We start from the raw sequence: 16,220 nt of genomic DNA, 5'->3' as shown, positions 1-16,220 counted from the left end.
AGCGCCAGAAACAGCTATGACTTCCTATGCTACACAAGCGCGTAGATTTATACAGAGGCAAGTATAAATTTTGCATCAGAATAATTGAGGCCGCTAATAATGCTATCGCGTTCAGAACACAGGATAAAAAAAGCCAGTGGGATAAACCACTGGCTGGTGAAGTACACCATTACTCAGAAATTTTGGAACTCAGTTCACTCTTTTATAACCCAGTTCAATATTTTGGAACCCAGAACTACAGCAAGACTAGATAACTCATAAAAACAATATAAAACAATAAATTACAATGTATGTTCAGTGCGGGCGATAATGTCATCCTGTGCATCCGGTGACAGTGCGGTGAAAAATGCCGAGTAACCCGCGACACGAACCACTAAATCACGGTAGCGATCTGGATGCTGCTTGGCCTCAAGCAAAGTCTCACGCGACACAATGTTATATTGCACATGCCAGCCCAGATACTCCTCAAAGAAGGTACGCAGCATCATCATCAACTTCTCGCGGTCCCGCGGATTATCTAACGTGGACGGATTCAATTTCTGATTGAGCAACACTCCCCCCAAAATCGAGGCGGTCGGTAATTTCGATAGCGAGTTAAACACCGCCGTTGGCCCGAGATGGTCAGTACCAGAGGCCGGGCTTGCGCCTTCCGCCAATGGGCTATGAGCTTTACGACCATCGGGTGTCGCCAGGGTGGCCGCACCAAATGGCACGTTGGCAGAAATGGATGACGTCCCAGCATAATAGGTGCCACCGATAGGGCCGCGACCAAAACGGGTATTGTGATATTGCTTCAACTCATCAATATAAGTCTGATAAGCCCGCACCAACAGTTGGTCGACATCATCAACATCATTGCCATATTTCGGCGCTGAATTAATCAGGTGCTGGCGTAGTTGCTCACCATTCAAGCCGGCAAAGTCATTGGCTAATGCTGTAGCCAGTTGTTGTTGGCCGATAAGTTGTTGTTCAAACACTAATTTCCTTACCGCTGCCAAACTGTTCCCCAAGTTGGCAATCCCGACTTGCAAACCAGAAACCCAGTCGTAGCGCGCCCCGCCTTGTTTGATACTTTTACCGCGCTCAATGCAATCATCTACCAGCGCTGAACAGACAATATCGTGGGCGTTCTCTTCCAATACCGTATCCACCACACACTCTATTTCGATGGATTTGCGGGTGTAATAGCGAATCTGCGCATCCCATTGCGCCATAACTTGCGCGAAATCGGCAAAGTTCCCCTTCGACAACCCCTGCTCTTGCGGCAAGAATATCTGACCGGAGGTCGCATCGCGGCCTTGCTCCAGCGCCGCCAACATCACTCTGGCAAAGTTGATGAAACTCATGCCAGTACAACGATAGCCCCACTTGCCGCCGACCGCAGTTTCAATGCATCCAATTGCTGCGTAATCATAGGCATCCTGTGGATCAACACCCAGTTTGATAAATTCGGGAATAACAATTTCATCATTATTGAAAGCGGGCATACCAAAACCACAGCGAATAACTTGCACACAAGCATCGAGGAAATCATCACTGATACCAGCATGATAGCGGACACTGAGATTTGGCTGGGTTGAACGTAGACGCCCACAAGATTCCAGCACCGCATAAGAGAGCGGATTGACCGCATCAATAGCTTTGCCCTGAACCAGTTTTTGCCCACCGATTGTGACGTTTTGGTAAAGCGGGCTGCCCGCGGATGCTTTGGAGTGTGAACCGGAGCGAATTTTGTTCACTTCCAGCAACTTAAGCCAACAGCTATGCAGCATTTCGATGGCTTTTTCGCGGCTGAGTGTGTTTTCTAACTCAACATCACGGCGATACCATGGGTACAGATATTGGTCGAGGCGACCAAAAGAAACCGAGTGGCCATTGGATTCAATTTGCAAAATCAACTGAATGAAGTAGCACAGTTGCAGTGCTTGCCAGAAAGTCTGCGGCGGCTGATGGGCAATTAATTCACAGTTTTCGGCAATAGTCTGTAGCTCAGCCCGCCGCCATTCGCGAGTTTCTTCCTCCGCCATTTTCCGGGCCACAGCACCATAGCGCTCAATATGTTCGCTCAGTGCAACCAGCGAGATATCAATAGCTTTCAGGAATTGCTCCTTATGCAGGTCACTCCAGTCTGTCAGTTGAAGGCGAGAACGGCGATCCGTAACTTTACTGCGTAGGCCATCCAGCCCTTTTTCCAACAATAACGGGAAGTTAACCGCCAGGTGCGCATCACCGGAGGTCATATTTCCTTCCGCTTTGATGATGCCGGTCGCCAGTAAAGCTTTTTGTTCGTCAGTAAACATGCCATAGCAGCGATCTTGCACTGTTTGGCCGCGCCACCACGGGCACAATTGATGTAATACTGCTTTGTCTTCTTCACTGACCGAGAAACCTGCTCCGGGCCGGTCGGCTAGTTCGTCAATTTCGTTTTCAATCCAACTCACTGTGTATTCAGGGAAAATCGGAGCGGCCCGCAATTGACTGGCCTGATTACCAATAATCAGCTCATCATTTTTAATCCAGACAGTGCGAAGCTGTAAGTGGTGGGCCAACGCCAGCGCACGCCGGACCGGCAGCGGTTTATCCTGATGCTGTTGATAAGCTTCGGTATAGTGCAAAGCTCGCTCAGTACAAACCGGCGGTTTTACAATATGAATCAGTGCATTTTTATGCTGTTTTGTCCGTTCGCTTAAGGTTACCAAATCGAGAGTCGTCATTGCGTCATCCTCTTAAAATTGCGGTTAGGCCCTTATCACGGGCATAACTTTCCGCGAAGGCCAGCAGAGCAGGTGAATCCAACGGTGTACTGGCAGCCAAATACTCTTCACCCAGCAGTGAATATTTGTTGATACCTAAGGTGTGATAAGGCAAAAAGTGGATTTCTTTCACACCAATCTCATCAGCAGCAAAATCGACAATCCCTTGTACCGAGCGGCGGTCAGCATTGAAATCCGGGATTAAGGGCACTCTCACCGTAATACGGGTGCCTGCCGCCGCTAATTTGCGGAAATTATCCATCACCCGCTTAGCTGAACCGCCGGTCCACTGCTGAAAACGGCGCTCATCTGTGTGTTTCAAATCCGCCAACATCAAATCAAGCCACGGCAAAGAACGGGCGATATAGCGCCATGGCGTATGCAAACAGGATTCCACCGCGGTATGGATGCCTTGCTGATGACAACGCTGTAATAATTCAGCGGCCACATCCGGCTGCATAAAAGGTTCGCCACCGGATAAAGTCACCCCACCGCCACTGCGCCGATAAAATGGCAAGTCGCGCAGTAATGTCTCCATGGTGGCATCAATATCAATTGGGTTGCCACATACTGTTAATGCCCCACTGGGGCAGCGAATGCTCAGTGCCTGAATGTCGTTTTCTGCCAACAACTGACGATGAATAACAACTTGATCATCAATACGTTGGATTGCTTGCGGGCAAGTCTGATGACACAAATCACAGCCGGATAAACACAGGCGCGGGTCAAATAACACCTCTGGATGACGTGAGCGGCTTTCTGGGTTTTGGCACCAGCGGCAGCTCAGCGAGCAGCCTTTGAGAAATACCACACTGCGAATACCAGGGCCGTCATGAGTGGAATAACGTTGTAAGTTGAAAATCATCTTATTCCTCCCCTAGGGTGTGATCTCGCCGCTATTGCCACAATAAGCTGCTGTTATTGATTGCCAGTATCTGCGTAATATAGGGAAAGAAAAATTGATGAAATTTGCCGCGGAGTTCCTCTTTTATGTCTGCCTCACGCCTGCAACAACAGTTTATTCGCCTCTGGCAACGTTTTAACGGTTTAGCCACAGAGACCACCTTGCAGGAGCTTGCTGACGTGCTCTGCTGCTCTCGCCGCCATGTGCGATCCTTACTGGGCAGTATGCAGCAAGAGGGGTGGCTGAGTTGGCAAGCGGAAGCTGGCCGTGGTAAGCGCTCACAACTAACCTTCCTCTATTCCGGCTTAGCGCTGCAACAGCAGCGGGCCGAAGAGTTACTCGAACAAGACCATATTGACCAACTGGTGCAGCTAGTTGGGGATAAGAAAGCCGTCCGCCAAATGCTGCTATCCCAATTAGGGCGCAGCTTCCGGCAAGGTAAACATATTCTGCGCGTGCTCTATTACCGGCCATTACACAACTTATTGCCCGGCACTGCACTGCGCCGCTCAGAGACGCATATGGTGCGGCAGATTTTTAATGGCCTGACGCGGATAAATGAGGAAAATGGGGAACTCGAGCCGGATTTATCTCATCACTGGCAGGCGATCAGTCCACTACACTGGCGCTTTTATTTGCGCCCCGCCATTCATTTTCATCATGGCCGTGAGCTGGAAATGAATGATGTGATTACCAGTCTGACCCGGTTAATCCCTCAGCCCTTGTTCTCACATATCACGGCGGTGCGTTCGCCCACGCCGTATGTGATTGATGTGCATCTCAGTACCCCAGATAGCTGGCTGCCGTGGTTATTGGGCAGTGTGCACGCCATGATCTTGCCGCAAGAGTGGGAAAATCAACCGGACTTCCGGCGACATCCTATTGGTACAGGCCCTTATTCGGTGATCCGGAATCACCACAGCCAATTGAAAATTCAGGCGTTCGACAACTATTTTGGTTTCCGAGCACTGATTGATGAGGTCAATATCTGGGTATTACCGGAGCTGTCTGAAGAGCTGGTTTATTCGGGAGTACAATTACAAGCTGACGATACCAGTAAAAATGAGCTCGAAAGCCGGCTGGAAGAAGGCTGTTATTTTTTGTTATTCGACCAACGGTCTCCCCAGACCAGCCATCCCGAGATCCGCCGTTGGCTCTGTGAACTGATAACCCCGGTGGCGCTGCTCAGCCACGCCGACCCTTTTTATCAGCGCTATTGGTCACCAGCTTATGGCATGTTACCGCGCTGGCATCACAACCGGCTCACCGCATTGGAACCGAAGCCAGAAGGTCTGACCGAGCTAACACTGACTTTTTACAGCGACCATTCAGAATTTGATGCTATCAGCCAAACTCTGACCCATTTGCTGGCCGCTCAAGGGGTGACCTTAAAAATACAAATAGTGGATTACACTGAGTGGTATCAGGGTGATGCGCAGAGCGACATTTGGCTTGGCAGCGCCAACTTTTATTTACCACTGGAGTTTTCCCTATTCGCCACCTTGTATGAACTGCCGCTACTGCAATATTGCCTGGACGAAGAATTAAACCAAGATGTTGAATTATGGCGAAATAACACCCTCCCCATGGCGGATTGGAGCCAACGATTGGTTAGCCAGAATCAATTCCACCCGCTGTTCCATCACTGGCTAGAATTATATGGGCAGCACAGTATGCGCGGGGTGCGCATGAACACATTGGGATGGTTTGACTTCAAATCAGCCTGGTTTACGCCGCCAGAGGGTTAAAGCCGCTTTCACCCGCCCAGATTAATCTCTACAATAGCGCCGTCTCAACGGGGTGCTAAATTGCAGCAAAACCGCCATTTAGCTGAGAGTAAACCCGTCGAACCTGATCCGGTTAACACCGGCGGAGGGATTTGAGAAAAATAACGCCGTATCATCATGATACTCATGTTATTTACTGCCTCAGATACCTTTGCCACCTTTATTTTTAAGGAGTGCAAAGTGTTTAAACGCATTATTCCCTGCTTGTTTTTGTTATCTGCGGCGGCCGTGGCGGCTGATAAACCGACACTGACAGTCTACACCTATGATTCCTTTGCTGCCGACTGGGGCCCTGGGCCGGCCATAAAAAAAGCCTTTGAAGCCGAGTGCGATTGCCAGCTTAAATTTGTCGCGCTGGAAGACGGTGTTTCGCTGCTAAACCGCCTGCGGATGGAAGGTAAAAATAGCCAGGCCGATGTCATTTTAGGGTTGGATAACAATCTGGTGCAGGCCGCAGAACAAACTGGATTATTTGTTCAAAATCAGGTGGATACCAGCAACCTGACTTTACCAGAAAAATGGCAGAATAAAACTTTCGTCCCATACGATTATGGCTATTTTGCTTTTGTGTATGACAAAAACAAATTGAAAAACCCGCCCAAAAGCCTGCAAGAATTGGTCGACAGCAAAGAGCCGTGGAAAGTCATTTATCAAGACCCGCGCACCAGCACACCTGGCCTCGGTTTAATGTTGTGGATGCAAAAAGTGTATGGCGATAAAGCCCCACAAGCATGGCAGCAACTGGCGAAGAAAACCGTCACCGTGACCAAAGGCTGGAGCGAAGCTTACGGTTTATTCCTTAAAGGTGAAGGAGATTTAGTGCTGAGCTACACCACCTCCCCGGCTTATCATCTGATTGAAGAAAAGAAAGACAACTATGCCGCTGCTGATTTTAGCGAAGGCCACTATTTGCAGGTGGAAGTGGCCGGTGTGGTCGCGTCCAGCAAACAACCCGAACTGGCACAGCGCTTTATGCAATTTATGGTCACCCCGGCATTCCAAAATAATATTCCGACCGGTAACTGGATGTATCCAGTGATAAAAATGGATTTACCGGCCGGATTTGACACCCTGACAGTGCCACAAAAAGCATTGCAATTTGATGCAAAAGACGTGGCTGATAATCGTGGCAAATGGATTAAAGCATGGCAATCCGCCGTCAGCCGCTGATACCCGCGTGGTTGTGGCCAGGGTTACTGGCCGCTTTGCTGATAGTCGGTGTCGCCTTGCTGGCGTTCACCGCTATCTGGCGTCATGCCCCTGAGGCCGACTGGCAAAGTATCTGGCATGACAGCTATTTGTGGCATGTGATTCGTTTCACATTCTGGCAGGCATTTCTCTCTGCACTGCTGTCCGTCATCCCAGCCATTTTTTTGGCTCGTGCCTTATATCGTCGCCGCTTTCCTGGCCGCCAACTGATGTTGCGCTTGTGTGCGATGACGTTGGTGCTCCCAGTGCTGGTCGCCATATTTGGCATCCTGACAGTCTATGGTCGTCAAGGGTGGTTGGCGGGGTTATTTGGCTGGCTTGGTGTGGAGTACCGCTTCTCACCTTATGGTTTACAAGGGATTTTACTGGCGCATATCTTTTTTAATATGCCGCTGGCGACCCGCTTGTTATTACAGTCACTAGAAAGCATTGCGGTTGAACAACGCCAGTTAGCCGCCCAACTGGGTATGAATGGTTGGCAGCATTTTCGTCTGGTCGAGTGGCCTTATCTGCGCCGCCAAATTCTGCCAACTGCCGCGCTGATTTTTATGCTGTGTTTTGCCAGCTTTGCCACCGTGCTTTCTCTGGGGGGCGGGCCACAAGCTACCACTATCGAACTGGCTATCTATCAAGCGCTCAGTTATGACTACGATTTGGGGCGCGCGGCATTACTGGCACTGATTCAACTGGGTTGCTGCCTGGGATTGGTGGTGCTGAGCCAACGGCTAAGCTCAGTGCTGGCGGTGGGCAATACCCACGGGCAAATCTGGCGCAGTCAGCAAGATAGCGCGTGGTCACGTATCAGCGACACACTGTTAATCGGAGCGGCATTATTATTGATGGTGCCGCCATTGCTGGCGGTCGTGATTGATGGCAGCAATAAAACAATATTCAGCGTGCTACAGCAACCGGCGCTGTGGCAAGCCTTCTTTACCTCACTGACCATCGCCATTGGGGCCGGATTATTGTGTGTCACCCTGACCATGATGCTGTTGTGGAGCAGTCGTGAATTGAAACTGCGCCAACACGCGGCTTACGGGCAAGCATTGGAAATCAGCGGGATGGTGATTCTGGCGATGCCGGGCATTGTGTTAGCGACCGGTTTTTTCTTATTGCTCAATGACACACTGGGTTTGCCGCAATCCCCTTATGCGCTGGTGATTTTGACTAACGCATTGATGGCCGTGCCCTATGCTTTAAAAGTGTTGGATAACCCGATGCGCGATCTGGCAGAGCGCTATACGCCGCTGTGCTTGTCACTGGATATTCGCGGCTGGCACCGTTTACGCCATATTGAACTTAGCGCGCTGAAACGCCCGCTGGCGCAAGCTCTGGCCTTTGCCAGTGTGCTTTCTATCGGGGATTTTGGTGTCGTGGCACTGTTTGGTAATGAGCATTTCCGTACCTTGCCATTTTATCTTTATCAACAGATAGGCTCCTATCGCAGCAATGATGGTGCTGTGACCGCCTTGCTGTTACTGCTGCTGTGTTTCCTACTGTTTACTCTTATTGAAAGACTGCCGAGCCGCCATGCTAAAGCTTGAGAAAATCACTTATTTGTATGACCACTTACCAATGCGTTTTGATGTGTGCATTCAGCCCGGTGAGCGGGTGGCCATTCTTGGCCCAAGTGGGGCGGGTAAAAGCACTCTGCTGAGCCTGATTGCCGGTTTTTTAGCGCCCGCCAGCGGCCGTATGTTGCTGAATAATCAAGACCATACCATAACGCCGCCCGCCCAAAGACCGGTGTCGATGTTGTTTCAGGAGAATAATCTGTTCTCACATTTGAATGTTGAGCAAAACATTGGGTTGGGATTGCACCCGGGGCTAAAACTCAATCATGAGCAGAAAGCACTACTCGGCCTGATAGCACAACAGGTGGGATTGGAAGAGTGCCTCGACCGACTGCCCGCACAACTTTCTGGCGGCCAGCGCCAGCGGGCAGCACTCGCCCGCTGTTTGGTGCGCAGCCAGCCCATCCTGCTGTTGGATGAGCCGTTTTCCGCGCTCGATCCAGCACTGCGCAATGAAATGCTGCAATTGGTCGAAAACGTCTGCGAAAATCGGCAATTGACCTTGCTGATGGTGTCACACAATCTGGATGATGCCGCCCGCATTGCCGAGCGCACTTTATTAGTGGTGGATGGGCGCATTTACTACGACGGCCCAACAGCAGCACTGGTCAATGGCAGTGCGCCAGAAGCCAGTGTGCTGGGCATTGCTGCCGCCCGGTAAATTAGCCGGCTAATACTTTCCACAACAGATGTCGATAAAGCGGCATTATTGGCTGCATATGTAGCCAGGTAAAACTGGCAATTGCCACGACAATAGAAAGCCCCGCCACCCAGCGCAAGCGGGCCAAAGGCAGCCATTGAGTCAAACGATCCGGGCTGCGTTTACCAAAACGCCACCAGCGCCATGACAACCACAATGCCAGCCAAATCAGCATCACCACCGCGAACAGCAGCCACTTAAACATGTAACTGTTGGCGCTATGTGGGATATCAATGGCAACGCCGGCCAGTATGCCGGGGAAGAAATAGACCGGCGGCCATGTCAGACAGCCAATCACATTCGGTAAGGCAAATTTTACCGGCGGTAAATTTAGCATCCCCGCGACCATCGGAACGATAGGTCGGGCCGGGCCAATAAAACGCCCCAGTAAAACGGTAGCCATACTGTGGTTATGCAAGGCGTGCTCGGTTTTATTCAACAGTGATTTATGTTTTTTCAAGAAAGACCAGCGATGCAGCGGCTCTTTAAAACGGCGACCAATAAAATACGAGGCCCAATCGCCCACCAGACAGCCCACCGTGGCGGCAGCCCAGGCAGAATAAAAGCCCACTTCTCCGCTGCCAATCAACGCGCCCACGCTGGTCATCATTACCGTGCCGGGCAGTAACATTCCCACGAGTGCCAAAGACTCAAGAAAAGTGACTAACATGACGACAAATAGCGTGAAAGCCAGAGATTGCGTCAGTAAATGTAATAAATAGGCTTCCATAAATTTGTCCGTTGGTTAACACCCAAAACTCAGGCGCGGGGGATTGTCCAGCCCACAGGGAAATGAGTCAATCAGCGAATTCTATGAATTAATAGTAAATCATCATTGAAATAGACAATTACTGTATAAATAACCATACTAACGAAACTAGATATCCCAGTGTGATTCATTTCTTTATTATAGGACAGCCGCGTGGCGCAACCCCGTCAGGGCTTCCTGCTCACCCGCCACTGGCGAGACACGCAGGCAGGCACCGAAGTTGAATTCTGGTTAGCGACCGATGAAGGCCCGCAGCAAATCCGGCTGCCGCCTCAACCCTCGGTGGCATTTATCCCGGCCGAACAACGGCAGCGGGCTGAAACCGTGCTACGTAACGAACGCCGCTGGCAACTGCGCCCTCTTGAACTGTCCGATTTCCACCAACGCCCCGTGTTGGGCCTGTATTGCACCCAACATCGCCAATTAATTCGCCTAGAAAAACTGCTCAGGGAAAGCGGTGTGAATGTCTATGAAGGTGACATTCGCCCGCCAGAGCGATTTCTCATGGAGCGCTTTATTACCGCGCCGGTTTGGTTTAGTGGCGAAGACAATGGCAACGGCCCGCTGCTCAATACTCAAATGAAACCTGCCGATGACTATCGCCCGGCTCTAAAACTGGTGTCACTGGATATTGAAACCAGCGAACACGGCGAGCTTTATTGCATCGGTTTGGAGGGCTGCGGCCAGCGGCAGGTTTACATGCTGGGGCCACCCAATGGCAATTTGGCGGATGAAACTGCGCTGGATTTCAATCTGGAATATGTCACCAGCCGCCCACTGTTGTTGGAAAAACTCAACCAGTGGCTGGAGATACATGATCCTGATGCCATTATCGGCTGGAATTTGGTGCAATTTGACTTGCGAGTCTTACAAAAACACGCCGACCGCTATCAAATTCCACTGCGCTTTGGCCGTGGCGCTAATGTGCTGGAGTGGCGCGAGCATGGTTTTAAACAGGGGCATTTCTTTGCCTCCGCCGCTGGTCGGCTGATTATTGATGGCATTGAAGCACTGAAATCCGCCACTTGGAATTTCCCGTCGTTCAGTTTGGAATCGGTCTCGCAAACCTTATTGGGCGAGGGTAAAGCCAGTGATAGCCCCTATCAGCGGATGGATGAAATCAACCAGCGCTTTGCCAATGATAAACCGGCATTAGCCCGCTACAACCTGAAAGACTGCGAGTTGGTGACACGGATTTTTGCTAAAACTGAATTGCTCAACTTCTTACTTGAGCGCTCAACAGTCACCGGGTTAGCAGCGGATCGCAGTGGCGGCTCAGTCGCGGCTTTTACCCATCTTTATGTGCCACGAATGCACCGTATTGGCTATGTTGCGCCCAACTTGGGCGAGTTACCGGAAGAGCACAGCCCCGGCGGTTTTGTGATGGATTCTCAGCCAGGATTGTATGACTCGGTATTGGTGCTCGACTATAAAAGTCTGTATCCCTCGATTATCCGCACCTTTCTGATTGACCCGGTTGGGTTGGTGGTGGGGATGTCCCAGCCTGATGAACAGCATTCGGTGCCCGGTTTTCGTGGTGCCTGGTTCTCGCGAGAAAAGCACTGCCTACCGGCTATTGTTAACCAAATATGGCAGGGCCGAGAAGCTGCAAAGCGTCAACAAAACAAGCCGTTATCTCAAGCATTGAAGATAATAATGAATGCCTTCTATGGCGTATTGGGATCCAGCGGTTGCCGTTTTTTCGACCCGAGACTAGCCTCATCAATCACTATGCGCGGCCACGACATCATGCGCCAAACCCGCGAATTGATTGAAGCACAAGGCTATCAGGTCATCTATGGCGATACCGACTCAACCTTTGTTTGGTTGAAAAATGCCCACAGTGAAGAGCAGGCATCGCGTATTGGCAAAGCGCTGGTGCAGCATGTTAATCAATGGTGGCAAACCCATATTCGTGAAACCTATGATTTACCCTGCGCACTGGAATTGGAATTTGAAACTCACTATCGGCGCTTTTTGATGCCGACCATTCGGGGCGCAGAGCAAGGCAGTAAAAAACGCTATGCCGGGCTGATTTCAACCCCCACGGGTGATCAAATGGTCTATAAAGGGCTGGAAACCGTGCGCACAGACTGGACACCGCTGGCCCAGCAATTCCAGCGCGAGTTGTACCTGCGGATTTTCCAGCAGCAACCCTATCAAGACTATGTGCGAGATTATGTCGCCCGAACGTTAAATGGCGAATTAGACGAGCAGTTAATTTACCGCAAGCGCCTACGCCGACGGCTGGATGATTATCAGCGTAATGTTCCGCCACATGCCAGAGCAGCGCGTCTGGCCGATGAGTTTAATCGCAAGCTTGGCCGACCGTTGCAATATCAAAATGGCGGCTGGATAAGCTATGTCATGACCACCGCAGGCCCCGAGCCTCTCGAAACCCGCCAATCCCCCATTGACTACGATCACTACCTGACACGCCAGCTACAGCCAGTGGCAGACGCTATACTTCCCTTTATGCATGATGACTTCACAACACTGATAACCGGTCAGATGGGGCTATTTTAATCGTGATTGCGCTGTTTTACAGGTGACGAAGCGCTCGCCATCCATTACCATAGCGCCCTTGCCAAAATTCGCATCCATCACATTTACATAACCGACTGGCCGTCATCATCCGTGTAACCGGATTCTGTCTTTTCAGACAGACTTGTCAGCCACGTAAACTGCGTGGGCGCTAAACTATTGCCAGCAATTTTATTTTTGTCTCTATAAGCACTTATTTTACAAAATTTTTTTACCAATAACTGTCCAACAAAAAAATCGAGCCGATAATTTATGCCTTTTACACTTGGTCAACGCTGGATCAGCGACACAGAAAGCGAACTTGGATTGGGTACTGTCGTTGCCATTGACGTACGCATGGTCACCTTACTGTTTCCCGCAACCGGTGAAAACCGCCTTTACGCCAGAAATGACTCGCCCATCACCCGCGTCATGTTCAATCCGGGTGATACCATCACTAACCACGAAGGCTGGCAGCTGAAAGTGGAAGAGGTCTCTGAGGAAAATGGGCTGATTACCTATATCGGCACCCGCCTGGATACCGAGGAAACCGGCGTTTCCATGCGTGAAGTTTTGCTCGATAGCAAACTAACCTTTAGCAAGCCGCAGGACAGACTATTTGCCGGTCAAATCGATCGTATGGATCGATTCGCCCTGCGTTTCCGCGCCCGTAAATACCAAAGTGAGCAGTTCCGTCTGCCCTGGAGTGGTTTGCGCGGTATCCGTGCCAGTCTAATCCCACACCAATTACATATTGCTTATGAAGTGGGCCAGCGCCATGCGCCGCGCGTATTACTGGCCGATGAAGTGGGATTGGGTAAAACCATCGAAGCCGGCATGATTATCCATCAGCAACTGCTGTCAGGCCGCGCTGAGCGCATCCTCATTGTGGTGCCGGAAAGTCTGCAACATCAGTGGCTGGTCGAAATGCTGCGCCGCTTCAATCTGCGCTTCTCACTGTTTGATGACAGCCGCTATTCCGAAGCGCTACTCGACAGCACCAATCCATTTGAAACCGAACAAATGGTCATTTGCTCACTGGATTTCGTTCGTCGGAATAAACAACGTCTGGAACAGTTGGCAGATGCATCCTGGGATCTGTTGGTCGTGGATGAAGCGCACCATCTGGCCTGGAGCGAAGAAGCCCCGAGCCGTGAATATCAAGTCATTGAGCAACTGGCAGAACATATCCCCGGCGTATTGCTATTGACCGCAACCCCCGAGCAATTGGGTCAGCAAAGTCACTTTGCCCGCTTGCGCTTGCTGGATCCAGACCGCTTCCACGATTACGAAGAATTCGTAAATGAGCAGCAAAAATATCGTCCAATCGCGGATGCCGTCACATTGCTGCTGGGCGGCGAACACTTAGCTGACGACAAACTGAATCTGCTAGGCGAGCTTATTAATGAGCAAGATATTGAACCGCTGCTGAAAGCGGCGAACAGCCAAAGTGAAGATAGCGAAGCCGCACGCCAAGAACTGGTAACAATGCTGATGGACCGGCATGGTACCAGCCGTATCTTGTTCCGTAACACTCGTAATGGGGTAAAAGGCTTCCCGCACCGTGTCTTGCACCAGATTAAGCTGCCATTGCCGACTCAGTATCAAACAGCGATTAAAGTGTCCGGCATTATGGGGGCCAAGAAAACCCTGGAAGCGCGAGCCAAAGATATGCTTTACCCAGAGCAAATCTACCAAGAATTTGAAGGCGAAAACGCCACTTGGTGGAACTTTGACCCACGAGTTGAATGGTTGCTTAACTACCTGATTGCCAATCGCGGCGAAAAAGTGCTGGTCATCTGCGCACAAGCCGCCACGGCATTGCAGCTCGAACAAGTGTTACGCGAGCGCGAAGCTATCCGTGCTGCGGTGTTCCACGAAGGTTTATCGCTGATTGAACGCGACCGCGCGGCGGCCTATTTCGCCTCTGAAGAAGACGGCGCACAAGTGCTGTTATGTTCAGAAATTGGCTCCGAAGGACGTAACTTCCAATTTGCCTGCCAATTGGTGATGTTCGACCTGCCCTTCAACCCAGACTTGCTCGAACAACGTATTGGCCGTCTGGACAGGATTGGTCAGAACCGTGAAATCCAGATCATGGTGCCTTATCTGGAAAATACCGCGCAGGCCATATTGGTGCGCTGGTATCACGAGGGTTTGGATGCTTTTGAACACACCTGCCCGACTGGCCGCACCATCTATGACAGCGGCTATCAAGAGCTGATTGGGTATCTGGCCACACCGAATGAGCAGGAAGGATTGGATGAATTTATTCACGCCTGTCGCCAACAGCATGAAGGGCTGAAACTCCAACTGGAGCAAGGCCGAGACCGCCTGCTAGAAATGCACTCCAATGGCGGTGAGCATGGGCAAGAACTGGCGCAAATCATTGCGGATCAAGATAATGACGTCAATTTGGTCAGTTTCGCGCTGAATCTGTTCGATATTGTGGGTATCAATCAAGAAGATCGCAGTGACAACTTGATTGTGCTGACGCCATCTGACCATATGCTGGTACCGGACTTCCCGGGCTTACCACAGGATGGCTGCACAGTGACATTCGATCGCGAACAGGCCTTATCACGCGAAGATGCTCAGTTTGTTAGTTGGGAACATCCGATCATCCGTAATGGTTTGGATCTGATCTTGTCAGGTGATACCGGTAGCTGCGCGGTTTCTTTGTTGAAAAACAAAGCATTACCAGTGGGTACTTTGCTCGCTGAGCTGGTCTATGTGGTTGAAGCACAGGCGCCGAAACACCTGCAACTGACTCGCTTCTTACCACCAACACCGGTGCGGATGCTGATGGACAGAAATGGCACTAATTTGGCGGCTCAGGTTGAATTTGAGAGTTTTAATCGCCAACTGAATGCCGTCAATCGCCACACCTCTAGCAAGCTGGTCAACGCGGTTCAGCAAGAAGTGCATGCCATGTTACAACAAGCAGAAGCACTGATTGAAGAGCAAGCGCGAGTGTTAATTGATGCGGCGAAACATGAAGCCGATGATAAGCTGAGTGCCGAACTGGCGCGTCTGGAAGCCCTGAAAGCCGTAAATCCGAATATCCGCGATGACGAAATAGAGGCTCTGGAACATAACCGTAAACTGGTGCTGGAAAACCTAAATCAGGCCGGCTGGCGTTTGGATGCCATCCGTCTGGTGGTAGTCTCACATCAGTAATCATTATTAATAACAACCAGTTACTTGGATATACCCTGCATTTCGAAAGATGCAGGGTATAAGTAATGGAGTAGTAATGGAACCCTATAATCCCCCCCGCGACCCATGGCTGCAAATCCTGTATCAGGATGAACACATCATGGTGGTGAATAAACCTAGCGGGCTACTTTCTGTGCCCGGCCGTGCTCCGGAAAATAAAGACAGCATAATGACCCGAGTTCAAGCTGATTTCCCTACGGCAGAATCCGTACATCGGCTAGACATGGCGACCAGTGGTGTGATGGTGGTTGCGTTGACCAAAGCCGCTGAGCGCGAGCTTAAGCGCCAATTTCGTGAGCGTGAGCCGAAAAAGTCTTATGTTGCACGGGTATGGGGCCATTTGGCACAAGATGAAGGGTTGATTGACCTGCCTTTAATTTGCGACTGGCCGAATCGTCCAAAACAAAAAGTGTGTTACGAAACCGGAAAATCCTCGCAAACTCAATATCAAGTGTTATCACGCGATGCTGACGGCAGTACGCGAGTCAAATTATCCCCTATCACGGGCCGTTCACATCAATTACGGGTTCATATGCTGGCGATGGGTCATCCGATCCTTGGCGACGGCTTCTACGCTCCCCCAGAGGCCAAAGCAATGGCACCCCGGTTGCAGTTACATGCGCAAGAATTATGTATTACTCACCCGGAATTTGGGACGGTAATGCATTTTAAATGCGAGGCAAGTTTTTAATATTTATTAATATGAGACTTTATGGGCCTTTTTATGACTCCATCAGGATATAGTCTCATTAACTATAAAGTATATAAGAATAAATATAATA

General features: G+C 50.5%; 10 protein-coding genes and 1 riboswitch. Of the genes, 7 read left to right on the top strand and 3 right to left on the bottom strand.

Annotation, left to right across the window (positions count from 1 at the left end; translation table 11 throughout):
- Nucleotides 1–281: 281 nt before the first annotated feature.
- Both F0T03_RS03775 and F0T03_RS03770 read right to left on the bottom strand, forming a co-directional pair.
- Nucleotides 282–2,714, bottom strand: a complete 2,433-nt coding sequence (locus tag F0T03_RS03775) for a formate C-acetyltransferase/glycerol dehydratase family glycyl radical enzyme (RefSeq protein ID WP_145556549.1) — start codon at nt 2,712–2,714, stop codon at nt 282–284.
- 4 nt (nt 2,715–2,718) lie between these two features.
- Nucleotides 2,719–3,618, bottom strand: a complete 900-nt coding sequence (locus F0T03_RS03770; RefSeq protein ID WP_159677259.1) for a glycyl-radical enzyme activating protein — start codon at nt 3,616–3,618, stop codon at nt 2,719–2,721.
- Nucleotides 3,619–3,743: 125 nt separating this feature from the next.
- On the opposite strand from F0T03_RS03770, the gene sgrR reads away from it, so the two are divergent.
- From sgrR to thiQ, 4 genes are all read left to right on the top strand, one after another.
- Nucleotides 3,744–5,405, top strand: a complete 1,662-nt coding sequence (gene sgrR / locus F0T03_RS03765; protein WP_159677258.1) for an HTH-type transcriptional regulator SgrR — start codon at nt 3,744–3,746, stop codon at nt 5,403–5,405.
- Nucleotides 5,406–5,443: 38 nt separating this feature from the next.
- A riboswitch (TPP riboswitch) is annotated at nt 5,444–5,553 on the top strand.
- 71 nt (nt 5,554–5,624) lie between these two features.
- Nucleotides 5,625–6,614 carry a thiamine ABC transporter substrate binding subunit gene (gene thiB / locus F0T03_RS03760; RefSeq protein WP_159677257.1) on the top strand — a complete coding sequence of 330 codons (990 nt, stop codon included), beginning with the start codon at nt 5,625–5,627 and terminating at the stop codon, nt 6,612–6,614.
- Nucleotides 6,590–8,197 carry a thiamine/thiamine pyrophosphate ABC transporter permease ThiP gene (gene thiP / locus F0T03_RS03755; protein ID WP_159677256.1) on the top strand — a complete coding sequence of 536 codons (1,608 nt, stop codon included), beginning with the start codon at nt 6,590–6,592 and terminating at the stop codon, nt 8,195–8,197. The genes thiB and thiP overlap by 25 nt, the downstream gene beginning before the upstream one ends.
- Nucleotides 8,184–8,888: a thiamine ABC transporter ATP-binding protein ThiQ gene (thiQ, locus tag F0T03_RS03750; RefSeq protein ID WP_159677255.1), complete on the top strand. Its 705-nt coding sequence runs from the start codon at nt 8,184–8,186 to the stop codon at nt 8,886–8,888. Before thiP ends, thiQ begins: the two co-directional genes overlap by 14 nt.
- 1 nt (nt 8,889) lies before the next feature.
- Here the strand turns inward: thiQ and F0T03_RS03745 are convergent, their stop codons facing one another.
- Nucleotides 8,890–9,657 (bottom strand): DedA family protein, encoded by a 768-nt coding sequence (locus tag F0T03_RS03745; RefSeq protein WP_145556555.1) that lies wholly within the window; start codon nt 9,655–9,657, stop codon nt 8,890–8,892.
- A gap of 192 nt (nt 9,658–9,849) precedes the next feature.
- Here F0T03_RS03745 and F0T03_RS03740 point away from each other — a divergent pair, with 192 nt between their 5' ends.
- The 3 genes from F0T03_RS03740 to rluA all read left to right on the top strand — a co-directional run bounded on the left by F0T03_RS03740 (nt 9,850) and on the right by rluA (nt 16,129).
- The gene (locus F0T03_RS03740) at nt 9,850–12,222 is read left to right on the top strand and encodes a DNA polymerase II (RefSeq protein WP_159677254.1); all 2,373 of its coding nucleotides are present in this window, start codon (nt 9,850–9,852) and stop codon (nt 12,220–12,222) included.
- 270 nt (nt 12,223–12,492) lie between these two features.
- On the top strand, nt 12,493–15,399 hold the full coding sequence (gene rapA, locus F0T03_RS03735; protein WP_159677253.1) for an RNA polymerase-associated protein RapA: 2,907 nt from the start codon (nt 12,493–12,495) through the stop codon (nt 15,397–15,399).
- 76 nt (nt 15,400–15,475) lie between these two features.
- Nucleotides 15,476–16,129, top strand: coding sequence for a bifunctional tRNA pseudouridine(32) synthase/23S rRNA pseudouridine(746) synthase RluA (rluA, locus tag F0T03_RS03730; protein WP_159677252.1), 654 nt, complete (start codon nt 15,476–15,478; stop codon nt 16,127–16,129).
- Nucleotides 16,130–16,220: the final 91 nt, after the last annotated feature.

This window comes from Yersinia canariae, assembly GCF_009831415.1.
Taxonomy (GTDB): Bacteria; Pseudomonadota; Gammaproteobacteria; order Enterobacterales; family Enterobacteriaceae; genus Yersinia; species Yersinia canariae.
The sequence above is the reverse complement of the archived record's forward strand: the minus strand, read 5'-3'. Positions and strand labels throughout refer to the sequence as shown.

Coding starts and splice junctions, on each gene's coding strand:
- rluA (WP_159677252.1), top strand. CDS start 15,476: ATGGAACCCTATAATCCCCCCCGCGACCCATGGCTGCAAATCCTGTAT.
- F0T03_RS03745 (WP_145556555.1), bottom strand. CDS start 9,657: ATGGAAGCCTATTTATTACATTTACTGACGCAATCTCTGGCTTTCACG.
- F0T03_RS03775 (WP_145556549.1), bottom strand. CDS start 2,714: ATGACGACTCTCGATTTGGTAACCTTAAGCGAACGGACAAAACAGCAT.
- F0T03_RS03770 (WP_159677259.1), bottom strand. CDS start 3,618: ATGATTTTCAACTTACAACGTTATTCCACTCATGACGGCCCTGGTATT.
- thiP (WP_159677256.1), top strand. CDS start 6,590: ATGGCAATCCGCCGTCAGCCGCTGATACCCGCGTGGTTGTGGCCAGGG.
- thiQ (WP_159677255.1), top strand. CDS start 8,184: ATGCTAAAGCTTGAGAAAATCACTTATTTGTATGACCACTTACCAATG.
- rapA (WP_159677253.1), top strand. CDS start 12,493: ATGCCTTTTACACTTGGTCAACGCTGGATCAGCGACACAGAAAGCGAA.
- sgrR (WP_159677258.1), top strand. CDS start 3,744: ATGTCTGCCTCACGCCTGCAACAACAGTTTATTCGCCTCTGGCAACGT.